Source organism: Streptomyces sp. NBC_00258 (genome assembly GCF_036182465.1).
In the GTDB taxonomy this organism is placed as follows: domain Bacteria; phylum Actinomycetota; class Actinomycetes; order Streptomycetales; family Streptomycetaceae; genus Streptomyces.
Genome location: NZ_CP108081.1, coordinates 3,933,533 through 3,954,471, shown reverse-complemented (window position 1 = coordinate 3,954,471; position 20,939 = coordinate 3,933,533). Strand labels below are relative to the sequence as shown.

Below are 20,939 nucleotides of genomic sequence, written 5' to 3'. Positions count from 1 at the left end.
GGCCGGTGTGCCGCTTACGGGTCCGTGGGGGCTGGTCGCGCAGTTCCCCGCGCCCCTGGCGTGGCGCCGGTGAGGCGAACGTCGTTGTCCACGGCCGGGATTGGTGTTGAGACGGCGTCAGTTCGGCGCCCTGTGTGGGCGACACGAACGGGTGAAGCACTAGGCACACGTGTCCGCAGTGGTCTCCACCGGTAACCTCACACTCATGGCCCCACGTCAGTCCGCAGCCAAGAAGGCGCCCGCGAAGAAGGCGGCCGCTCCGAGGAAGGCTGCGGCGAAGAAGGCCCCCGCGAAGAAAGCTCCGGCGAAAAAGGCGCCCGCGAAGAAGGCCGCGGCCAAGAAAGCCGCGCCTCCGAAGCCGGCGCCCAACCCGACCGGGGGCGTGTACAGGCTGGTGCGCGCCCTGTGGCTGGGGATCGCGCACGCCGTCGGCGCCGTGTTCCGCGGCATAGGGCGGGGCGCGAAGGGGCTCGACCCGGCGCATCGAAAGGACGGTCTCGCGCTGCTGCTGCTCGGGCTGGCACTGATTGTCGCGGCCGGGACCTGGTCCAACCTCCGTGGTCCGGTGGGCGACCTCGTCGAGATGCTGGTGACCGGTGCCTTCGGCCGCCTCGACCTGCTCGTGCCGATACTGCTCGGGGTCATCGCCGCGCGTCTCATCCGGCATCCCGAGAAGCCCGAGGCCAACGGCCGCATCGTGATCGGTCTGTCCGCGCTCGCCATCGGTGTGCTCGGTCAGGTCCACATCGCCTGCGGGGCGCCCGCGCGCAGCGACGGCATGCAGGCGATAAGGGACGCGGGCGGGCTCATCGGCTGGGGAGCGGCGACACCGCTGACGTACACGATGGGCGAGGTCCTCGCCGTACCGCTCCTGGTGCTGGTCACCGTCTTCGGCCTGCTCGTGGTCACCGCGACGCCGGTCAACGCCATTCCGCAGCGGCTGCGAATGCTCGGAGCCCGGCTCGGCCTCGTACACCCTCGTGAGACGGACGACGGCTTCGGCGAGGACGACGAGCGCTACGACGACCAGTGGCGCGAAGCGCTGCCCGCGAGCCCCCGGCGGCGCCGGTCGGTGCCTGAGGAGTACGACCCGGACAGTGCCGAGCAGGAGGCGCTCTCCGCGCGCCGGAGCCGCCGTAGGCGGCCCGCCGTGCAGCAGCCCGCGCTGGACAGGCCCATGGACGCCGTGGACGTGGCAGCGGCCGCCGCGGCGGCGCTCGACGGTGCCGTGATGCACGGGATGCCTCCCAGCGCGCTGGTGGCCGATCTGACGCAGGGCGTCGGTGCGGACCGCGGGGACCGGCAGGACACCGGCGGGCGCGGGGGGCCGACGCCGGTGCCCGCCGCGCGTGCCAAGGGGACCAAGGGTGCCAAGCCCAAGCAGGAGATGCTCAAGGCCGAGGTCGCCGACCTGACCAAACCCGCCCCCGAGGCTCCGCGTGACCTGCCTCCGCGCGCCGAGCAGCTGCAGCTCTCCGGCGACATCACCTACTCCCTGCCGTCGCTCGACCTCCTGGAGCGCGGCGGCCCGGGCAAGACGCGCAGCGCCGCCAACGACGCGGTGGTCGCCTCGCTGACGAACGTCTTCATGGAGTTCAAGGTCGACGCCGCCGTCACTGGCTTCACCCGCGGCCCGACGGTCACGCGGTACGAGGTCGAGCTCGGCCCCGCCGTGAAGGTCGAGCGGATCACGGCGCTCGCCAAGAACATCGCGTACGCCGTCGCCAGCCCGGACGTGCGGATCATCAGCCCGATCCCCGGCAAGTCCGCGGTCGGCATCGAGATCCCCAACACCGACCGCGAGATGGTCAACCTCGGCGACGTGCTGCGCCTCGCGGACGCCGCCGAGGACGACCACCCGATGCTGGTCGCGCTCGGCAAGGACGTCGAGGGCGGCTACGTGATGGCCAACCTGGCGAAGATGCCGCACGTCCTGGTGGCCGGAGCGACCGGCTCCGGCAAGTCCTCATGCATCAACTGCCTGATCACGTCCGTCATGGTCCGTGCGACCCCCGAGGACGTGCGCATGGTCCTCGTCGACCCCAAGCGCGTCGAGCTGACCGCCTACGAGGGCATCCCGCACCTGATCACGCCGATCATCACCAACCCGAAGCGGGCCGCTGAGGCTCTGCAGTGGGTCGTACGGGAGATGGATCTGCGGTACGACGACCTGGCGGCGTTCGGCTACCGGCACATCGACGACTTCAACCAGGCCATCCGCGACGGCAAGCTCAAGACGCCGGAAGGCAGCGAGCGGGAGCTCAAGACCTATCCGTACCTGCTGGTGATCGTCGATGAGCTCGCCGACCTGATGATGGTCGCGCCACGGGACGTCGAGGACTCGATCGTGCGCATCACGCAGCTCGCGCGCGCGGCAGGCATCCACCTGGTGCTCGCCACGCAGCGGCCGTCCGTGGACGTCGTCACCGGTCTGATCAAGGCGAACGTGCCTTCGCGGCTCGCCTTCGCCACGTCGTCGCTCGCGGACTCACGGGTCATCCTCGACCAGCCCGGAGCCGAGAAGCTGATCGGCAAGGGCGACGGGCTCTTCCTGCCGATGGGGGCGAACAAGCCGACCCGTATGCAGGGCGCCTTCGTCACCGAGGAAGAGGTCGCCGTCGTCGTCCAGCACTGCAAGGACCAGATGGCGCCGGTCTTCCGGGACGACGTCACCGTGGGCACCAAGCAGAAGAAGGAGATCGACGAGGACATCGGCGACGACCTCGACCTGCTGTGCCAGGCCGCCGAGCTGGTCGTCTCCACGCAGTTCGGGTCGACCTCGATGCTCCAGCGCAAGCTGCGCGTCGGCTTCGCCAAGGCGGGCCGGCTGATGGACCTCATGGAGTCCCGCAACATCGTCGGTCCGAGTGAGGGTTCCAAGGCACGTGATGTTCTTGTGAAAGCTGACGAGCTGGACGGAGTGCTCGCGGTGATCCGTGGGGAGGCTCATCCGTAGAGAAACGGGGAAGTCCGTTTCCTCTTGCGGATGGGCCACGGCCACGTGGGTGAGCACGTCAGGGCCACGTGGGTGATTCGAACGTGACTCACCCGTAAGGGAACCGTGAGCAACCGTTTCCCTTCGTCGCACGTCAAGTTGAGGGAAGGGAAAGGCACGTGTCCCACCATCAGGATGACCGGCCGTTCTGATGGCGTACAAAGTCCCACCGCCCGGTTGCCCCACCCTTTCGCACCCCCCCTAGACTGAACCTCCAGCACAGGTGGCTACACGCTCGAAAGGCGCCCCCGTGTCCATCGGCAACTCCCCTGACGACAACTCCCCTCAGGACGAGCCTCCCATCGAAAAGGGTGATCGCCCTTCGATCGGCCGTGCTCTGCAGCAGGCGCGCATCGCGGCGGGGCTGACCGTCGACGACGTCAGTAACGCCACCCGGGTCCGCATCGCCATCGTGCACGCGATCGAACAGGACGACTTCACGCCCTGCGGCGGCGACGTGTACGCGCGCGGTCACCTCAAGACGCTGGCGCGCGCCGTCCACCTCGATCCGGCGCCGCTGCTCGCCCAGTACGACGGTGATCACGGCGGGCGGCCCGCGCCGACCCCCGCGGCACCGATGTTCGAGGCCGAGCGGATCCGTCCGGAGCGCCGGGGTCCCAACTGGACCGCCGCCATGGTCGCCGCGATCGTCGCGGTGATCGGCTTCGTCGGGTTCACGCTGGTCAAGGACGACTCGGACGGCTCGAAGACGCAGGTCGCCGAGGGATCCACGCCCACCGCCAGCAAGCCCGTCAAGAGCAAGCCGACGCCGACCAAGCCCGCCGACCCCAAGCCCGACCCGTCGGACAGCGCCATCGCGGCCGCGCCGCAGGACAAGGTGACCGTCCAGGTGACCGCCCCCGACGGGCGCAGCTGGATCTCCGCCAAGGACCACAACGGCCGGCTGCTCTTCGACGGCTTCCTGAAGCAGGGCGACTCCAAGACCTTCCAGGACAAGGAGAAGATCGACCTCGTCCTCGGTGACGCGGGTGCGCTCCAGCTCTACGTCAACGGTAAGAAGATCGAGGACGAGTTCCAGCCGGGTGGGGTCGAGCGCCTCACCTACACGAAGGGCGACCCCGAGGTCGGATGACCGACCCCGAGGTCGGATGACCGACCCCGAGGTCGGATGACCGACCCCGAGGTCGGACAAGCGACCTCAAGGGGCATGCCGGTACGGGGTTGGCCAAGATCGGCCAACCCCGTCGACGTGGGCTGTCAGTGGGACGAAGTAGTCTTGAGCCCATGCCTGAACGCCGTACCGTCGCACTCGTCACTCTTGGCTGCGCCCGTAACGAGGTGGACTCGGAGGAGCTCGCAGGCCGCTTGGAGGCGGACGGCTGGCACCTCGTGGAGGACGCCGAGAACGCGGACGTCGCGGTCGTCAACACCTGTGGATTCGTCGAGGCCGCCAAGAAGGACTCCGTCGACGCCCTCCTGGAGGCCAACGACCTCAAGGGCCATGGGAGAACGCAGGCCGTCGTGGCCGTCGGCTGCATGGCCGAGCGGTACGGCAAGGAGCTCGCCGAGGCCCTGCCCGAGGCCGACGGTGTGCTCGGCTTCGACGACTACGCCGACATCTCCGACCGGCTCCAGACCATCCTGAACGGCGGAATCCACGCCGCCCACACCCCGCGCGACCGGCGCAAGCTGCTGCCGATCAGCCCGGCCGAGCGGCAGAGCGCCGGCACGGAGGTCGCCCTTCCCGGGCACGCTCCCGTCGATCTTCCGGAGGGACTCGCTCCGGAGTCCGGCCCCCGCGCGCCCCTGCGCCGCCGGCTCGACGGCTCACCGGTCGCCTCGGTGAAGCTGGCCTCCGGCTGTGACCGGCGCTGCTCCTTCTGCGCCATCCCGTCCTTCCGCGGCTCCTTCATCTCGCGGCGGCCGTCCGACGTCCTGGGCGAGACGCGCTGGCTGGCCGAGCAGGGCGTCAAGGAGATCATGCTGGTCTCCGAGAACAACACCTCGTACGGCAAGGACCTCGGCGACATCCGCCTCCTGGAGACGCTGCTGCCCGAGCTCGCCGACGTCGATGGGATCGAGCGGGTGCGGGTCAGCTACCTCCAGCCCGCCGAGATGCGGCCCGGGCTCATCGACGTACTGACCTCGACGCCGAAGATCGCGCCCTACTTCGACCTGTCCTTCCAGCACTCCGCCCCCGGCGTGCTGCGCGCGATGCGGCGCTTCGGGAGCACCGACCAGTTCCTGCAGCTGCTCGACACGATCCGCTCCAAGGCCCCGCAGGCCGGTGTGCGGTCCAACTTCATCGTGGGCTTCCCCGGCGAGACCGCGGACGACCTGGCGGAGCTGGAGCGCTTCCTGACCGGCGCGCGGCTGGACGCCATCGGCGTCTTCGGATACTCCGACGAGGACGGCACCGAGGCGGCGACGTACGAGAACAAGCTGGACGAGGACGTCGTCGCCGAGCGGCTCGCGCGCGTGTCCCGGCTCGCCGAGGAGCTGGTCTCCCAGCGTGCGGAGGAGCGTGTCGGGGAGACCCTGCAGGTCCTGGTCGAGTCCCTGGGCTCCTCCGGCTCCGACGGCGAGGAGGAGTCCGCGTACGGCCGTGCCGCGCATCAGGCGCCCGAGACCGACGGCCAGGTGCTGTTCACAAGCGGCGAAGGTCTCACCGTCGGCCGTATGGTCGAGGCGAAGGTGGTCGGTACGGAAGGTGTCGACCTGGTGGCCGAGCCGCTCCCGGGCTCGATCGCGTGTACAGAGGAGGCGGCCAGATGACCGGAGCCCCGGCATCCGCGGCGGGCGGCCCCGGTGCGCCCGGTACGCGTGGTGCTGCCGGCGCCTCCAGCGCTTCCGGCAAGGGAACCTCCGGTACGGGTGCCACCGGCGCCCAGGGCTCGAAGACACCGCGTGGCGCGAAGCTGAGCGCCGCGGCCGTCAACCAGGCCAGCCTGTGGAACGTCGCCAACCTCCTCACCATGCTCCGGCTCGTGCTCGTGCCGGGCTTCGTGGCACTGATGCTGGCCGACGGCGGATACGACCCCGTGTGGCGGGCCTGGGCCTGGGCCGCCTTCGCCGTAGCCATGATCACGGACGTCTTCGACGGCCATCTGGCGCGTACGTACAACCTCGTCACCGACTTCGGGAAGATCGCCGACCCGATCGCCGACAAGGCGATCATGGGAGCGGCGCTGATCTGTCTCTCCTCGCTCGGCGATCTGCCGTGGTGGGTGACGGGCGTGATCCTCGGGCGTGAGCTCGGGATCACCCTGCTGCGCTTCGTGGTGATCCGTTACGGCGTGATCCCCGCCAGCCGCGGCGGCAAGATAAAGACGCTGACGCAGGGCGTGGCCGTCGGGATGTACGTCCTGGCGCTGACGGGGCCGCTGGCGACCCTGAGGTTCTGGGTGATGGCTGTGGCGGTCGCCCTGACCGTCCTCACCGGGCTCGACTATGTGAGACAGGCCATTGTGCTGCGGCGCCAGGGACTGGCCGAGCGGAAGGCCGCCGCCGAGGACGCGGAAGCGTGACCTCCACGGCCGCCGAAGTGCTGCGACTACTCACGGTGAGGGGCGAGACGCTCGCTGTCGCCGAGTCGCTGACCGGCGGTCTGGTGGCGGCGGACCTCGCGGCGGTGCCCGGAGCCTCCAAGGCCTTCCGCGGCTCGGTGACCGCGTACGCCACCGATCTCAAGCGCGATGTGCTCGGCGTCGACGCCACGCTGCTGGATCAGCGTGGAGCGGTGGATCCGCAGGTCGCGGCCCAGATGGCGGCCGGCGTCTGCAAGGTGCTCGGAGCGGACTGGGGCATCGCGACGACCGGTGTCGCCGGTCCCGACCCCCAGGACGGACAGCCCGTCGGCACGGTTTTCGTGGCCGTGGACGGGCCGCACGGCGCGTCCGGCGAAGGCGTTCTTGGCGGGAAAGTGGTGGCGTTGCGGTTGAACGGCTCCCGGACGGAAATCCGTATGGAGAGTGTACGGAGCGTGCTCGCACTGCTTCTGGAGCAGCTTGTGGGCGAACTCACTGAGAATGAGCGGGCACAGGATACGGAACAGAACGGGGGGTTTTGATGTTTGCAGCCCTGAGTGAACACGACATCGCTCCCCGCACGGCCGCGGCGCAAGGCGGTACGGTGGGGCGTGAAGGATGCGGCTACGCGGTCCGAGGAGGGAGCCACCGATGATTCTGCTCCGTCGCCTGCTTGGTGACGTGCTGCGTCGGCAGCGCCAGCGCCAGGGCCGTACTCTGCGCGAAGTCTCCTCGTCCGCCCGAGTTTCACTCGGCTATCTTTCCGAGGTGGAGCGGGGGCAGAAAGAGGCTTCCTCTGAGCTGCTTTCCGCGATCTGCGACGCGCTGGACGTACGGATGTCCGAGCTCATGCGGGAAGTGAGCGACGAGCTCGCACTCGCCGAGCTGGCCCGGTCGGCAGCTGCTACCGAGCCTGTGCCCACACCGGTGCGCCCGAGGCTCAATTCCGTATCGGTGACCGGTGTGCCGCCGGAACGGGTGACCATCAAGGCGCCTGCGGAGGCGGTCGACGTCGTCGCCGCCTGACGCTCACGGGCTCGCGCCCGCGAGCTGAGACGAGAAGAACTGTGTGAGAGCCCCGGCCGGGGCCTTCTCCGGGGAGACCTGGAGGGGGCGGCCGGGGCTTTTGCGTGGGCGGGTGGAGGCCAAGTGGAGGTCGGGGGAGGGTGCGGGGCGGTGGTGCGACGGCTTTTGTCAGCGTTTGCCGGTAATGGGCGGGGCGGTCATGGTGGAGGAGCGGGGGCGGAAGCCGGGGGGTCGTTGCCGACCGGAGGATGTCCATGTACGTCGTGAAGAGCCCGTTGACCGATGCCGATCTGAAGACCGTGGCCGAGGCGCTGCAGGGCGCGCTGGTCGATCTGGTGGATCTGTCGCTCGTCGCTAAGCAGATTCACTGGAACGTGGTCGGGCCGCGCTTCCGGTCCATCCATCTCCAGCTCGACGAGGTCGTGGACACCGCCCGGCTGCACTCCGACACCGTGGCCGAGCGTGCCTCCACGCTCGGGGTCTCGCCGGACGGACGTGCCGCGACCGTCGCGACCAGCAGCGGTATCGGGGCCACGCCGGACGGGTGGGTGAAGGACACCGACGCGGTGGGGGCGCTCGTGGACGCACTCGCAGCCGTCATCGAGCGGATGCGGGAGCGGGTCGGGGCAACAGGGGAGGCGGATCCGGTGAGCCAGGACATCTTCATCGGGATCACCGCGGATCTTGAGAAGCATCACTGGATGTTCCAGGCGGAGAACGGGTGACGTCGGCTCCGCCGGGTTATGCGGGTTGTGGCTGTGGCTGTGGCTGTGGCTGTGGCTGTGGCTGTGGCTGTGGCTGTGGCTGTGGGATTGGCTCGGCTTCGGATTTGGGTGTGCGGTTGTGGGGCGGGCGCCGGTGGTGTGCGCCGGGCGCCCCGTTCTTGTCGGTGCGCCCTGTCGATGGGTGAACGCGGCGGTCTAGCGTCGGGCGTCTGGCTGGAGGTGGTGCCATGACGGGGCGGATGGGGCGAATAGGCGGGTGGGGGCTGGCTCTCTGCGTCGGAGGGCTGTGGTGGTGGGCCGTGATGCGGCTGGCGTTCGCGCCGGACGCCGGCGTGCTTGAGGGGGCGGTCGCGGCCGGCGGGTGGGGGCTGAGTCTGCTTCCGGTGCACTGTGTGCCGAAGGGGCGAGCCGCGGGGGCGGCCGGGTCGGATCAGTGGGCGCGGCGCGTTTCGGAGGCCTGGCGGAGGAGGCGGGGGCCGCTTCTGGGGCGTGGGGGGTCTTCCTGAGACGCCTTCCGAAGCCCTCCCTGAAGCACTGCAGAGGGCCTTGGGGGCCTTGAGGGCTTCAGGGGCCATTTCATGGAGGCTTCGGGGAAGGTCTGGGTGGGGAAGGGCGGGCGTGCGCCGGTGCCTCGCTACCAGGGCATTGCCACGCCTCCGTTGGGGCGGAGGATCTGGCCCGTCGTGAACGACGAGGCGTCGGAGGCGAGGTGCAGGACCGCGTGGGCGATGTCCTCAGGCTCGCCGACTCGGCCCAGTGGTGACATCCGGGCCATGAACCCCTCGGTCCGCGCCTGTGTCTCGCCGTCGTGGCGGTCGGTCATCGGCGTACGGATCCAGCCCGGCGCCACCGCGTTGACGCGGATGCCGTGCGGGCCCATCTCCGTCGCCAGGGTCTTCGTCAGCTGGACGACGGCCGCCTTCGCCGCTCCGTAGCAGAGCAGGCCCGGCCCGCCGGTGTCGACGGCTCCGGACGCCATCGTGACGATGCTGCCGCGCGTACCCGAAGCGATCATCGCGAGGGCCGCCTCCTGGCAGGCGTACAGAACACCCTTGAAGTTGACGCCGAGTACGCGGTCGAGGTCCTCGTCGCGGGTCTCCAGGACCGGGCTGCTGTGCATGATCCCGGCGACCGCGGCCATGACGTCCAGGCGCTGACAGGCCGCCACCGCCTCTTTGAGCTGGGCGCGGTCGGTGACGTCCAGGGGGTGTGAGCGTGCGGTACCGCCCGTGTCCTTGATGAGGGCCGCTGTCTCGTCCAGGCCCTGGGCGTCGCGGTCGGCGCAGTGGACGGTGGCACCCGCCTCCGCGAGCAGCACGGCACTGGCGCGGCCGATACCGCTTGCCGCGCCGGTGACGAATGCGGTGCGTCCGGTGAGGTCGTACGCCGTGACGGGCATGAGTGGACCGTACGAGGGTTTCTGACGGGTCGTCAATTGGTCGTGCGTGGCGGGTTGTGTGCGGTGGGGCTGAGTGCCGCCGTACGGCTTGGGCGGAGCCGGCAGGCGCCAGGGGGGTTGGTCAGGGGTGTGGGGAAGGGCCCGGCTGGCAGGTCGGGCACCAGTACGTGGGGCGCTCCCGGGAGCCGTCGCCCTGGTTGGCGGCGCGGATCGAGGTGCGGCAGCGCAGGCAGGGGCGGGGAGCGCGGCCGTACACGTACAGGTTCTGGTCGCGGCGGCCTGTGGTGCTGCGGGCCGGGCGGTCGCGGTTGGCTTCGAGGAGCTTCCTGGCGAGGGCGGGCAGACGGGCGGCGTGTTCGGCGGGGAGGTCGCCGACGGGGAGCCAGGGGGTCGCGCGGAGCAGGAAGCAGAGCTCGCTCTTGTAGATGTTTCCGATGCCGGCGAGGTTGCGCTGGTCGAGGAGGGCCTCACCGAGGGGGCGGGCCGGGTCGCGCAGGAGGTTCGACAGGGCCTTTTCGGGGTCCCAGTCCGGGCCCAGGAGATCGGGGCCGAGATGGCCGACGGCGCGGTCCTCTTCGGTGGTGCGGAGCAGATCCAGTACGGGGAGCCGGTAGCCCACGGCCGTGCGGTCGGCGGTGCCGAGGATCACCCTGATCTGGTGGCCCGGGCCGCCGCTCCAGCGCTCGCCCGGGGCGTACACCCTCCAGGAGCCGTCCATCCGAAGATGCGAGTGCAGCGTCAGGCCGCCCTCGATACGGGTGAGCAGGTGTTTCCCGCGCGGGGTGACGTCCAGGACGGTGCGTCCGGTGAGGTCGGCCGTGGCGTACTTGGGCACCCGGAGGTCGGAGCGGGTGAGCACGTGGCCCGCGAGCGCGGTGTGCAGGCGCCGGGCGGTCTGCCAGACGGTGTCTCCTTCGGGCATGGGGTCCAGGGTGGCACGGGGCGGGCGGGGTGTCTTGTGTGGTGGGGGCGGCCGGGGAGGGGACGGGCCGGCGCTGGGCGGGCTGCTTTACGCGCGCAGGCGCAGCCCTCGTGGGGTCGCGTGGAATCCGGCTCCTTCCAGGAGGGTGCCGAAGGCGGATGTCAGCGCGGAGGCGCCGTTGACCCGCTCCACCGTGACCGTGCCGAGGGATCCCGCGCGGGCGGCCGCGACGAGTGCCTCGGCGGCTGTGCGCAGGCGTGGGTCGTGCAAGGGCGAGTCGTCGGCAGGTGAACTGTCGGAGGGTGAGCCGTCAAGGGTGGACGGCCAGGCCAGGAGTGTCTTGCCGCCGCGCTCCATGTAGAGGGTCAGCTCGCCGTCCACCAGCACGACCAGGGAGCCTGCCTTGCGGCCTGGCTTGTGACCGGCGCCGGTGGGGGGCTCGGGCCAGGGGAGGGCCGCGCCGTAGGCGTTCGCGGGGTCGGCGGCGGCCAGCACGATGGCGCGGTTGGCGTTGCCCGCACGGGTACGGGATGCGGGGCCTCCGGGGAAGGCCTGCGGGGCCGTACGCGGGGTGTCGGTGAAAGGGGGCGGATATCGGTGGTCGGAGCCGGGTGTCGGGGCGCCGGGGAAGGGCGCTCCGGAACCGTGGCCCAAGGAGTACGGGTCGTTGTCCGACCGGAGAGCCTCGGAGGCAGGGAGGCCCGTGTCGTCGAAGTCGTCGAAGGGGTCAGGATGTTCGGCGGGGCCGTCGGCGTGGCCCGGTGTGCGTGCGCTCGGGCGGCCGCCGGGCAGGGGCATACCCGGGAACCCGGGCTCGGGCAGGGCCTCGCCCCGCTCACGGGCGTTGGCCGCCGCGCGCAGCCGGTCCACCGCGCCGTCCATCGCGAACTGGGCGGCGCCGAGCCCTTCCACGACATAGCCGCGGCGGGCCTGGCCGCTGTCCTCGAAGGCGGTCAGGATGCGGTAGACGGCGGAGAAGCCGCCCTCCACGCCCTCCGCGGCGACCGCGCCCCGGGTGACCACGCCGTGCCGGTCGAGCAGGGTACGGGCCAGGGCATGGGCTCGGACCGTGGCGTCGGGTTCGAGACCGGGGAGCAGCGACCAGCGGCCCGCGACGGTCGGCGGGCCCGTCCGGGACTGGGGGCGTGCGGCGGCCGTCAGGCTTCCGTACCGTCCGCGGGGCACCGTGCGTTTCGCGCGGTGTGCGGTGGAACCCGCGGTACGGCCCGAGCCGAGGAGGGAGCGCATCGGGCCGAGCGTGTCGTTCGTCAGACGGCCAGACCAGGCCAGGTCCCAGATGGCGTCGGCGAGTTGGGGATCGGTGGCGTCGGGGTGCGTGGTGGCACGGATCTGGTCGGTGATCTGGCGGAAGAAGAGGCCGTAGCCCCCGGCGAGGGCGTCCAGGACCGACTGGTGGAGCGCGGTCAGCTCCAGGGGATGCGGGGGTGGCAGGAGCAGGGGAGCGGTGTCCGCCAGGTAGACGGACACCCAGCCGTCCTTGCCGGGCAGCGCGCCCGCTCCGGCCCAGACGACCTCTCCGGCGGCGGTCAGTTCGTCGAGCATCGCGGGGGCGTAGTGCGCGACGCGGGACGGCAGGACGAGCTTCTCCAGCGCCGACGCGGGCACCGAAGCGCCCTGCAACTGCTCAATGGCGCGCACGAGTCCGTCGATACCGCGCAGGCCGTGACCACTGCCGAGGTGCTGCCACTGCGGCAGGAACTGTGCCAGCGCGGCGGGCGGCACGGGCTCCAGCTCATGACGCAGCGCGGCCAGCGAACGGCGCCGCAGCCGGCGCAGCACCGTCGCGTCGCACCACTCCTGGCCGATCCCCGCCGGGTGGAACTCCCCTTGTACGACGCGACCGGCCGCGGCGAGCCTCTGCAGTGCCCCCTCGGTGACGGCCGGACCCAGGCCGAAGCGGGCCGCCGCCGTGGTCGATGTGAACGGGCCGTGTGTGCGCGCGTACCGGGCGAGGAGGTCGCCGAGCGGGTCCTTGACCGGTTCGGTGAAGGCCTCCGGGACGCCGACCGGCAGCGCCGTGCCGAGGGCGTCGCGCAGTCGGCCCGCGTCCTCGATCGCGGCCCAGTGGTCGGCCCCGCCGATGCGGACCCGGATGGCGCGGCGGGCCGAAGCCAGGTCCCGGGCCCACTCCGGTTCGGCGCCGCGCTCGGCCAGTTCGGCGTCGGTGAGCGGGCCGAGCATCCGCAGGAGGTCCGCGACGCCTTCGGCGTCCTTGGTGCGGCGGTCCTCCGTGAGCCACTGGAGCTCGCTCTCCAGCTCCGTCAGGACGTCGGCGTCCAGGAGCTCGCGCAGCTCCGCCTGGCCCAGGAGCTCGGCGAGCAGACGGGAGTCCAGAGACAGGGCCGCGGCACGCCGCTCGGCGAGCGGGGAGTCGCCCTCGTACAGGAACTGGGCGACATAGCCGAACAGCAGTGACCGGGCGAAGGGGGACGGCTCCGGTGTAGTGACCTCGACGAGCCGCACCTTGCGGGATTCCAGGTCGCCCATCAGTTCCGTGAGGCCCGGTACGTCGAAGACGTCCTGGAGGCATTCGCGGACCGCCTCCAGGACGATGGGGAAGGAGCCGTACTCACTGGCCACCTGGAGCAGTTGGGCGGCGCGCTGGCGCTGCTGCCACAGGGGGGTGCGCTTGCCGGGGCTGCGGCGCGGCAGGAGCAGGGCGCGGGCGGCGCATTCGCGGAAGCGGGAGGCGAACAGGGCGGAGCCGCCGACCTGGTCGGTGACGATCTGATTGACCTCGCCCTTGTCGAACGCTACGTCCGCCGCGCCCACGGGGGCCTGGTCGGAGTCGTACTCCGTGCCCAGTTTCATGGGCTCCTGGTCGAGCAGTTCCAGGCCCATCAGGTCGGCGTCCGGGAGGCGCAGGACGATGCCGTCGTCGGCGTGCATGACCTGGGCGTCCATGCCGTACCGCTCGGAGAGGCGGGCGCCCAGTGCGAGGGCCCACGGGGCGTGGACCTGGGCGCCGAAGGGCGAGTGCACGACGACCCGCCAGTCGCCGAGCTCGTCACGGAAACGCTCGACGACGATGGTGCGGTCGTCCGGGATGTGGCCGCAGGCCTCTCGTTGTTCGGCCAGGTAGGACAGGACGTTGTCCGCGGCCCAGGCGTCCAGGCCCGCCGCGAGGAGGCGGAGGCGGGCGTCGTCCTTGGGCAGCGATCCGACCTCGCGCAGGAACGCGCCCACCGCGCGGCCCAGTTCGAGCGGGCGCCCGAGCTGGTCGCCCTTCCAGAACGGCAGCCTGCCCGGCACACCGGGGGCGGGGGACACCAGGACGCGGTCGCGCGTGATGTCCTCGATGCGCCAGGAGCTGGTGCCGAGTGTGAAGACGTCTCCCACGCGGGACTCGTAGACCATCTCCTCGTCGAGCTCGCCGACCCTGCCGCCGCCCTTCTTGGGGTCGGCGCCGGCGAGGAAGACCCCGAAGAGGCCGCGGTCGGGGATGGTGCCGCCGGAGGTGACGGCGAGTCGCTGGGCGCCGGGACGGCCCGTGACCGTACCGGCGACGCGGTCCCACACCACACGCGGCCGCAACTCGGCGAAGGCGTCGGAGGGATAGCGGCCCGCGAGCATGTCGAGCACCGCTGTGAACGCCGACTCCGGGAGCGACGCGAAGGGCGCCGCGCGGCGGACCGTGGTGAGCAGGTCGTCGACCTGCCAGGTGTCCAGCGCGGTCATGGCGACGAGCTGCTGGGCCAGCACGTCCAGGGGGTTGGCGGGGATGCGGAGGGACTCGATGGAGCCGGTGCGCATCCGCTCGGTGACCACGGCGGCCTGTACGAGGTCGCCTCGGTACTTGGGGAAGACCACGCCCGTGGAGACCGCCCCGACCTGGTGGCCCGCACGGCCCACGCGCTGGAGGCCGGACGCCACGGAGGGTGGTGACTCGACCTGGACGACGAGGTCCACCGCGCCCATGTCGATGCCGAGCTCCAGGCTGGACGTGGCGACCACCGCGGGCAGGCGGCCCGCCTTCAGGTCCTCCTCGACGAGGGCGCGCTGCTCCTTGGAGACCGAGCCGTGGTGGGCGCGGGCGATGACCGGCGGGGCACCTTGGGCGGCGCCCGAGCCGCCCATCAGCTCGGCCGGCGTGTGGTGCTCCTCCAGGGGCTCGCCCGTCGCCCTCTCGTACGCGATCTCGTTGAGCCGGTTGCAGAGGCGCTCCGCCAGGCGGCGGGAGTTGGCGAAGACGATCGTCGAGCGGTGGGACTGGACCAGGTCGGCGATCCTCTCCTCTACGTGGGGCCAGATCGAGGGGCGCTCGGCTCCCGTGTCCGAGTCCGCGACGGGGGAGCCGCCGAGCTCGCCCAGGTCCTCGACGGGCACGACCACGGAGAGGTCGAATTCCTTGCCCGACGGGGGCTGGACGATCTCGACCTTGCGCTGGGGGGAGAGGTAGCGGGCGACTTCGTCCACCGGGCGGACGGTGGCGGAGAGGCCGATCCGGCGGGCCGGCTTCGGGAGCAGCTCGTCCAGGCGCTCCAGGGTGAGGGCGAGGTGGGCGCCGCGTTTCGTGCCCGCGACCGCGTGGACCTCGTCCAGGATCACCGTCTCGATGCCCGTCAGCGCGTCGCGCGTGGCCGACGTGAGCATCAGGAACAGCGACTCCGGGGTCGTGATCAGGATGTCCGGCGGGCGGGTGGACAGTGCGCGGCGCTCGGCCGGCGGGGTGTCTCCGGAGCGGATGCCGACCTTCACCTCGGGCTCGGGCAGGCCCAGGCGCACCGCCTCCTGCCGGATGCCGGTCAGCGGGCTGCGCAGGTTTCGCTCCACGTCGACCGCGAGGGCCTTCAGCGGTGACACGTACAGGACCCGGCAGCGCTTCTTCGGGTCGGCGGGGGGTGGGGTCGAGGCCAGCTGGTCGAGGGCCGCGAGGAACGCTGCGAGGGTCTTGCCTGAGCCGGTGGGGGCCACGACCAGCACGTCCGAGCCCTCGCCGATGGCTCGCCACGCTCCGGCCTGGGCCGCGGTGGGCGCGTCGAAGGCACCCGTGAACCAGGCACGGGTCGCTGGTGAGAAGCCGTCGAGGGCTCGGTGCGCGGAGCTGACCATGCGTCCATCCTGCACCCGGGCACTGACAACGGCGCTGACCTGCGAGGGATCGGCTGTGAAGGTCGGCTGGGAGGGATCGATCTGCTGCGGGCCGGTGGTTCGCGCGACTGCCGTGGTGGTGAGTCGGGGCCGGTCCGGGGGTGTCCGTCCTCGGTCTGGTGCGGAATCGGTTTGCCTTCGCAGGAGCTCGAGTCGACGCGCCATCCGCTGCGGGCGGACACCCCCGGACCGGCCCCTTCCGTCGTCCGGCGGCTGCGGGTCGTGGGGTGTGCCCGTCTCGTGGCTGCCCCGATGGCGGAGAACCCGTGTTTCTCGTGATGGCGGAGAATGGGGGCATGGCTGGAGCGGGGAAGGAGCGGGCTCGGCACTGGCAGTACGCGGAGTTGCCCGGTGTCGATCTGCTGCGGGCTCGGTATGTGCAGAAGACCTTTGTCCGGCATACGCATGAGAACTTCGTCATCGCCGCCATCGCCGATGGTGTCGAGGTCTTTCATCACGGTGGGGCGGATCAGTACGCGGGGGCCGGGTCTCTGGCGTTGGTCAATCCCGATACGCCGCACACGGGGCGGGCAGGGGTTCCCGAGGGCTGGCGCTACGGGGCCGTCTATCCGTCGCCGGAGCTGGTGGCGGAGATCGCTGCCGAGACCACTGCTCTTCGCGGCGCTCCCGCTTTTGTGAGCCCGGTTCTCGATGACCCGTACGCCGTGAGACTGGTTCACCAGGTGTTGCGGGCCGCCGAGGAGGGCAACGCGCTGGCTGCGGACACGTTGTTGCGCGTTGCCGTGACTCGGTTGCTGCGGGTGAACGGCGGGCCGTTGCCGGAGCGGGTCCTGCGGACTGCGGGAGCCGGGGTTGCGGCACGCGCGCGTGCCGTTCTCGAGGAACAGCTCGTGGAGCCGCCCACTCTGGAGCGGCTCGCCGTCGACCTCGGGACCAGTCCCTTCGCGCTGTTGCGCGCCTTTCGGGACGCCTACGGGATGCCTCCACACGCGTGGCTGACCGATGTCCGGGTACGGCGTGCGCGTCGGTTGCTGGACTCGGGTGTCGCGCCCGCGGAGGCGGCTGTCGCGGTGGGGTTCACGGACCAGCCGCACCTCAATCGGCACTTCACGCGGATCGTGGGCGTGCCGCCGGGCGCGTATCAGCGCGAGCGCAAGAACGTACAAGAATCGCGGCGGGAGATTCTCGTACCGTCCGGGGCGTGGCAGAACATGCAGCTCTCGCAGACATACGCAGTGAAGACGGCGGAAAACCCGACGCCGCCGTCGTACGGGACGCCCTCGGAGTCGGGGTGGCCGTCGGACTGTCCGGTTTCGCCTTCGGAGTGACCTCGGCGGGCAGCGGGCTCACGCTGCTGCAGACCTGTGCACTGAGCCTCCTGGTGTTCACCGGTGCTTCCCAGTTCGCCCTCGTGGGAGCGCTGGCCGGCGGGGGCAACCCGTTCACGGCCGCGGCGGGCGCGTTCTTCCTTGGGGTGCGCAACGCCTTCTACGGGCTGCGTCTGTCGCAGCTGCTGGCCCTCCCGCGCGCGGTGCGGCCCTTCGCAGCCCAATGGGTCATCGACGAGACCACCGCTGTGGCGCTCGCCCAGCCCACGCGGCGCAGCGTGCGGATCGGCTTCACCGTCACCGGGCTCACCCTCTACGTGCTGTGGAACCTCACCACGCTGCTCGGCGCGCTGGGCGCCGACGCCATCGGCGACACCGACGCCTGGGGCCTGGACGCGGCCGGGCCCGCCGTCTTTCTGGCGCTGCTCGCGCCGATGCTCAAGACCACCATGGAGCGGGTTGTCGCGGGGCTCGCGGTCGTCCTCGGGCTCGGGCTGTTGCCTGTCCTGCCTGCCGGTGTTCCCGTCCTGGTGGCCGCGCTCGCCGCCCCGGCCGTTCTGTGGGCGGAAGGGCGTCGTCGGGCGCGTACCGGGCCGAGTGAAGACGACGACACCGTGGGGGAGGGACGTTGAACATCTGGATCGCGATCGGACTCACCGCCGTCGGTTGCTATGCCGTCAAGCTCATCGGGCTGCTGGTTCCGGCGGGCCTTCTGGAGCGGCCGCTCGTCCAGCGGCTCGCCGCTCTGCTGCCCGTCGCCCTCCTGGCCGCCCTCACGGCCCAGCAGACCTTCGCCGACGGACGCGTCCTGGTGCTGGACGCGAAGGCCGCGGGGCTTGCCGCGGCCGCCGTGGCGCTGCTGCTGCGCGCCCCCTTCCTGCTGGTCGTCGCCGCGGCCGTACTCGTCACGGCGGGGGTGCGGGCGATGACCGGCTGAGGAGGGGGCGGGCTCAGATGATGTTGGGCCGAGGAGGGGGCGTCGGGCTGGGCCGAAGAGGGGGCACGCGTGCGTGTGCCCCCTGATCACGGTCCCGTCGGCGGTCGGCAGCGGCAACTGGCGGTCGGTGATCGGCATGGCCAGGCCGGCGAGTGGACGGGCGTCGAGTTGTCGTTGCCCCCAGGGGGCGATCCGCGTGATCGACGCGCTTCGCCCTTCCTCCGGGGCACCTGGGAGCGTCAGCCGACGGGCAGACCATAGGCCCGCAGGGTGCGCAGGGCCTCGATCGTCACGATCGGTCGTGTCTCCAGGGCCGTACTCGCTGCCCACCGGCGCCGGCGGATCGGCCAGCCGCCGTCCTCCTGCTGTTGGCTCACCAGGAACTCCAGGGAACCCGTCATCTCGGCGTCGGTGAACCACGCGCGCGCGAGCGAACCTGGTGTCTTCGCGTAGTCGTACGGGAAGTGGTGCTCCCCGGGCGCGTAACCGGAGGCCACGGGGAATGCGTCAGGGCGCTTCGGGTCCAGCGCCGCGAGCCGGTGTTCGCGCACCAGGCGGCCCAGCCGGTCGGCGGCCGCCTCGGCGCGCGGGCGGTCGGGCGCCGCGTCCAGGAAGGCCACGGCCGCCTCGATCTCGTACGGGTGCGACTTGTCCAGGGACTCCACCGCCTGCCAGCAGAAGTCGGTGGCCCTGAACAGCCAGGCGTGCCAGACCTCGTTGTGGTGCAACAGGCCCACCACGGGGCCGGTGGCGAGGAGTTCGCTGGGCGGGTCGTCGACGATCGGCAGGAAGGGCGCCGCCGGATAGCCACGCTGGCTGGGATGGATCGCCGGCAGCGCGCCGTCCTGCGTGGACACGGAGGTCAGATAGCGGCACATGCGCTCCACCCGCTGCCCGCCACAGCGCCCGATCGAGTCCAGGACGCGCAGTGCGTGCCCGGTGTGCAGGGGCTGGCTGACAGGGCCGCGCAGATCGGGTTCCAGCGCGTGACCGTACCCGTCGTCCTCGTTGCGGTAGGCGGACAGCGCGGTCTCGACCGCGTCGGCACCGCCGCCCAGGAAGTGGTACGCGAAACGGCGCTGCTCCAGCACGCGCGCGGTGAGCCAGACGAAGTGCTCGGCGCGGGCGAGGGGGGTGTGCGCCGGGGGCGTCGGGGGGAGTGGGGATGCTCCTGTTTCGGCCATGAGTCAGACCGTAGGACGGAAAGCGTTCTCGGCAAGCGGTCCCGGCTCGGGCCCACTCTCAGGGGCGGGATACTGGAGTCATGCGGTTGACGGTCTTCTGGCAGCGGATGGCGGATCACTTCGGAGCGGGGTACGCCGACACCTTCGCGCGCGATCATGTGATGTCGGAGCTCGGCGGACGTACGGTGCGGCAGGCGCTGGACGCGGGCTGGGAGGCGAAGGACGTGTGGCGCGCGGTATGTACGGCGGTGAACGTTCCGTACGAAAACCGCTGATGAGCCACGAAGATCCGGGGGCAGGGGTCGATTGTCGGCGGTGTGGGCGAGACTTGGTCCGTGGCATCGACAGATGAGACCGCGCACGTCGGTCAGCAGGCTTCCCCGCTCGGCACGACACCCCCCAGGCCCCCGGCCGGGAGCGCGGCCGAGACGGGTGCCCGCATGCCGCGCTGGCTGCCGCGGGCCATGGTGCTCGCCCTCACTCTCATCGCCTGTTTCCAGCTGGGCAGTTGGGCCTTCCACGAGCTGACCGGGCTGCTGATCAACATCCTGATCGCGTTCTTCCTGGCGCTCGCCATCGAGCCCGCGGTGAGCTGGATGGCCTCGTACGGCATGCGCAGGGGCCTGGCCACCGGGATCGTGTTCCTCTTCGTGATGATCGCGAGCGCGGGGTTCGTCACGCTGCTCGGCTCGATGCTCGCGGGACAGATCATCGACATGGTCGAGGACTTCCCGCAGTACGTCGACTCGGTGATCAGCTGGGTCAACACGACCTTCCACACGGAGCTCAGCCGCGTCGACATCCAGGAGGGACTGCTGCGCTCCGACTGGCTGCGGAAGTACGTGCAGAACAGCGCGACCGGTGTCCTGGACGTGTCCACACAGGTGCTGGGCGGACTCTTCCAACTCCTGACGATCACACTGTTCGCCTTCTACTTCGCCGCCGACGGCCCGCGGCTGCGGCGCGCCCTGTGCTCCGTACTGCCGCCCGCCCGACAGGCCGAGGTGCTGCGCGCGTGGGAGATCGCCGTCAACAAGACGGGCGGTTATCTGTACTCGCGCGGGCTGATGGCGCTGATCTCCGGCGTAGCGCACTACATCCTGCTGGAGTCCCTCGGCGTGAACTACGCGCCCGTGCTCGCCGTCTGGGTGGGTCTGGTCTCGCAGTTCATCCCCACCATCGGTACATACCTCGCCGGCGCCCTGCCGATGCTGATCGCCTTCACGGTCGACCCCTGGTACGCGCTGTGGGTGATGATCTTCGTCGTGGTCTACCAGCAGTTCGAGAACTACGTGCTGCAGCCCAAGCTGACCGCGAAGACCGTGGACATCCACCCGGCGGTCGCCTTCGGGTCGGTCATCGCGGGCACCGCACTCCTCGGCGCCGTGGGCGCGCTGATCGCCATCCCGGCGGTCGCCACGCTGCAGGCCTTCCTGGGGGCCTATGTGAAGCGGTACGACGTCACGGACGACCCCCGGGTCCACGGGCGCCGACAGCGGGCCACGGGCACTCTCCTCGCACGCATACGACGCGCGCTGAAGGGGCCCCGGGAAGTGCGGACGGCGGAGGACGAAGAACCTCGCGACGCCTCGTAGCGCGAACCCCGCGACGCCTCGTAGCGCACCGGCACGGTGCCCGTACGACGCTGGAAGCAGCCGGGCGGTACGGCTCGCGACACGCTCTCGTCGAAGCGCGTGGTGCGCTTGACACCAAAATCGAACATCCATTCCAATAGGGGCTCCGGTGAAGCCCGGGGCGGGATGTCGGCGGGGATTTCGTGGTGAAGCGCCCGAGTTATCCACAGGCCGGACGGGCGTCGGGGCGCATTGTCAGTGGCAGGCGTTAGCGTCTTTGACGTGAAG

Annotated in this window: 16 protein-coding genes; 12 read left to right on the top strand and 4 right to left on the bottom strand. The window is 71.0% G+C overall.

Annotated elements, in window-relative coordinates; genetic code table 11:
• Nucleotides 1–205: 205 nt before the first annotated feature.
• The 7 genes from OG718_RS17540 (at nucleotide 206) to OG718_RS17510 (ending at nucleotide 8,234) form a co-directional block, all read left to right on the top strand.
• Nucleotides 206–2,956: a DNA translocase FtsK gene (locus OG718_RS17540; protein WP_328844562.1), complete on the top strand. Its 2,751-nt coding sequence runs from the start codon at nucleotides 206–208 to the stop codon at nucleotides 2,954–2,956.
• 289 nt (nucleotides 2,957–3,245) lie between these two features.
• Nucleotides 3,246–4,088 (top strand): helix-turn-helix domain-containing protein, encoded by an 843-nt coding sequence (locus OG718_RS17535; protein ID WP_143638032.1) that lies wholly within the window; start codon nucleotides 3,246–3,248, stop codon nucleotides 4,086–4,088.
• 152 nt (nucleotides 4,089–4,240) lie between these two features.
• A complete protein-coding gene (gene rimO / locus OG718_RS17530) occupies nucleotides 4,241–5,731 on the top strand; it encodes a 30S ribosomal protein S12 methylthiotransferase RimO (protein ID WP_328844561.1) in 1,491 nt (496 codons plus the stop codon).
• A complete protein-coding gene (gene pgsA, locus OG718_RS17525; RefSeq protein ID WP_328844560.1) occupies nucleotides 5,728–6,483 on the top strand; it encodes a CDP-diacylglycerol--glycerol-3-phosphate 3-phosphatidyltransferase in 756 nt (251 codons plus the stop codon). The genes rimO and pgsA overlap by 4 nt, the downstream gene beginning before the upstream one ends.
• Entirely contained in the window at nucleotides 6,480–7,025 is a 546-nt protein-coding gene (locus OG718_RS17520) for a CinA family protein (RefSeq protein WP_328844559.1), read from the top strand. Before pgsA ends, OG718_RS17520 begins: the two co-directional genes overlap by 4 nt.
• A 109-nt stretch (nucleotides 7,026–7,134) precedes the next feature.
• Nucleotides 7,135–7,509 carry a helix-turn-helix domain-containing protein gene (locus OG718_RS17515; RefSeq protein WP_055509692.1) on the top strand — a complete coding sequence of 125 codons (375 nt, stop codon included), beginning with the start codon at nucleotides 7,135–7,137 and terminating at the stop codon, nucleotides 7,507–7,509.
• A gap of 254 nt (nucleotides 7,510–7,763) precedes the next feature.
• Entirely contained in the window at nucleotides 7,764–8,234 is a 471-nt protein-coding gene (locus tag OG718_RS17510) for a Dps family protein (RefSeq protein WP_306937386.1), read from the top strand.
• 634 nt (nucleotides 8,235–8,868) lie between these two features.
• On the opposite strand, the gene OG718_RS17500 is transcribed toward OG718_RS17510, so the two are convergent.
• The 3 genes from OG718_RS17500 to OG718_RS17490 form a co-directional block, all read right to left on the bottom strand.
• On the bottom strand, nucleotides 8,869–9,633 hold the full coding sequence (locus OG718_RS17500) for an SDR family NAD(P)-dependent oxidoreductase (protein ID WP_328844558.1): 765 nt from the start codon (nucleotides 9,631–9,633) through the stop codon (nucleotides 8,869–8,871).
• Between the two features lie 121 nt (nucleotides 9,634–9,754).
• Nucleotides 9,755–10,555 carry an Fpg/Nei family DNA glycosylase gene (locus tag OG718_RS17495; protein WP_328844557.1) on the bottom strand — a complete coding sequence of 267 codons (801 nt, stop codon included), beginning with the start codon at nucleotides 10,553–10,555 and terminating at the stop codon, nucleotides 9,755–9,757.
• Nucleotides 10,556–10,642: 87 nt separating this feature from the next.
• Nucleotides 10,643–15,628: an ATP-dependent helicase gene (locus OG718_RS17490; RefSeq protein WP_328844556.1), complete on the bottom strand. Its 4,986-nt coding sequence runs from the start codon at nucleotides 15,626–15,628 to the stop codon at nucleotides 10,643–10,645.
• Nucleotides 15,629–15,963: 335 nt separating this feature from the next.
• Here OG718_RS17490 and OG718_RS17485 point away from each other — a divergent pair, with 335 nt between their 5' ends.
• Genes OG718_RS17485 through OG718_RS17475 form a run of 3 tightly spaced genes read left to right on the top strand, consistent with a single transcriptional unit; the run spans nucleotide 15,964 to nucleotide 17,893 of the window.
• On the top strand, nucleotides 15,964–16,956 hold the full coding sequence (locus OG718_RS17485) for an AraC family transcriptional regulator (protein ID WP_328844555.1): 993 nt from the start codon (nucleotides 15,964–15,966) through the stop codon (nucleotides 16,954–16,956).
• Nucleotides 16,857–17,588: an AzlC family ABC transporter permease gene (locus tag OG718_RS17480; RefSeq protein WP_260695281.1), complete on the top strand. Its 732-nt coding sequence runs from the start codon at nucleotides 16,857–16,859 to the stop codon at nucleotides 17,586–17,588. Before OG718_RS17485 ends, OG718_RS17480 begins: the two co-directional genes overlap by 100 nt.
• Nucleotides 17,585–17,893: an AzlD domain-containing protein gene (locus tag OG718_RS17475; protein WP_143638048.1), complete on the top strand. Its 309-nt coding sequence runs from the start codon at nucleotides 17,585–17,587 to the stop codon at nucleotides 17,891–17,893. Before OG718_RS17480 ends, OG718_RS17475 begins: the two co-directional genes overlap by 4 nt.
• 239 nt (nucleotides 17,894–18,132) lie before the next feature.
• Here OG718_RS17475 and OG718_RS17470 read toward each other — a convergent pair whose 3' ends face one another.
• Nucleotides 18,133–19,077 (bottom strand): hypothetical protein, encoded by a 945-nt coding sequence (locus tag OG718_RS17470; RefSeq protein ID WP_143638050.1) that lies wholly within the window; start codon nucleotides 19,075–19,077, stop codon nucleotides 18,133–18,135.
• An 80-nt stretch (nucleotides 19,078–19,157) separates the two neighbouring features.
• Here OG718_RS17470 and OG718_RS17465 point away from each other — a divergent pair, with 80 nt between their 5' ends.
• Together OG718_RS17465 and OG718_RS17460 are read left to right on the top strand one after the other, a co-directional pair.
• Complete coding sequence (locus tag OG718_RS17465) at nucleotides 19,158–19,352, top strand: DUF3046 domain-containing protein (RefSeq protein WP_055618504.1); 195 nt, start codon at nucleotides 19,158–19,160, stop codon at nucleotides 19,350–19,352.
• Between the two features lie 60 nt (nucleotides 19,353–19,412).
• On the top strand, nucleotides 19,413–20,672 hold the full coding sequence (locus OG718_RS17460; RefSeq protein ID WP_143638052.1) for an AI-2E family transporter: 1,260 nt from the start codon (nucleotides 19,413–19,415) through the stop codon (nucleotides 20,670–20,672).
• The last annotated feature ends 267 nt before the right edge of the window (nucleotides 20,673–20,939 follow it).

What these genes read in the sequence shown, in the direction of transcription:
- OG718_RS17540 (WP_328844562.1), top strand. Translation starts at nt 206, where the DNA reads ATGGCCCCACGTCAGTCCGCAGCCAAGAAGGCGCCCGCGAAGAAGGCG.
- rimO (WP_328844561.1), top strand. Translation starts at nt 4,241, where the DNA reads ATGCCTGAACGCCGTACCGTCGCACTCGTCACTCTTGGCTGCGCCCGT.
- pgsA (WP_328844560.1), top strand. Translation starts at nt 5,728, where the DNA reads ATGACCGGAGCCCCGGCATCCGCGGCGGGCGGCCCCGGTGCGCCCGGT.
- OG718_RS17515 (WP_055509692.1), top strand. Translation starts at nt 7,135, where the DNA reads ATGATTCTGCTCCGTCGCCTGCTTGGTGACGTGCTGCGTCGGCAGCGC.
- OG718_RS17510 (WP_306937386.1), top strand. Translation starts at nt 7,764, where the DNA reads ATGTACGTCGTGAAGAGCCCGTTGACCGATGCCGATCTGAAGACCGTG.
- OG718_RS17500 (WP_328844558.1), bottom strand. Translation starts at nt 9,633, where the DNA reads ATGCCCGTCACGGCGTACGACCTCACCGGACGCACCGCATTCGTCACC.
- OG718_RS17495 (WP_328844557.1), bottom strand. Translation starts at nt 10,555, where the DNA reads ATGCCCGAAGGAGACACCGTCTGGCAGACCGCCCGGCGCCTGCACACC.
- OG718_RS17490 (WP_328844556.1), bottom strand. Translation starts at nt 15,628, where the DNA reads ATGGTCAGCTCCGCGCACCGAGCCCTCGACGGCTTCTCACCAGCGACC.
- OG718_RS17485 (WP_328844555.1), top strand. Translation starts at nt 15,964, where the DNA reads ATGGCTGGAGCGGGGAAGGAGCGGGCTCGGCACTGGCAGTACGCGGAG.
- OG718_RS17470 (WP_143638050.1), bottom strand. Translation starts at nt 19,077, where the DNA reads ATGGCCGAAACAGGAGCATCCCCACTCCCCCCGACGCCCCCGGCGCAC.
- OG718_RS17465 (WP_055618504.1), top strand. Translation starts at nt 19,158, where the DNA reads ATGCGGTTGACGGTCTTCTGGCAGCGGATGGCGGATCACTTCGGAGCG.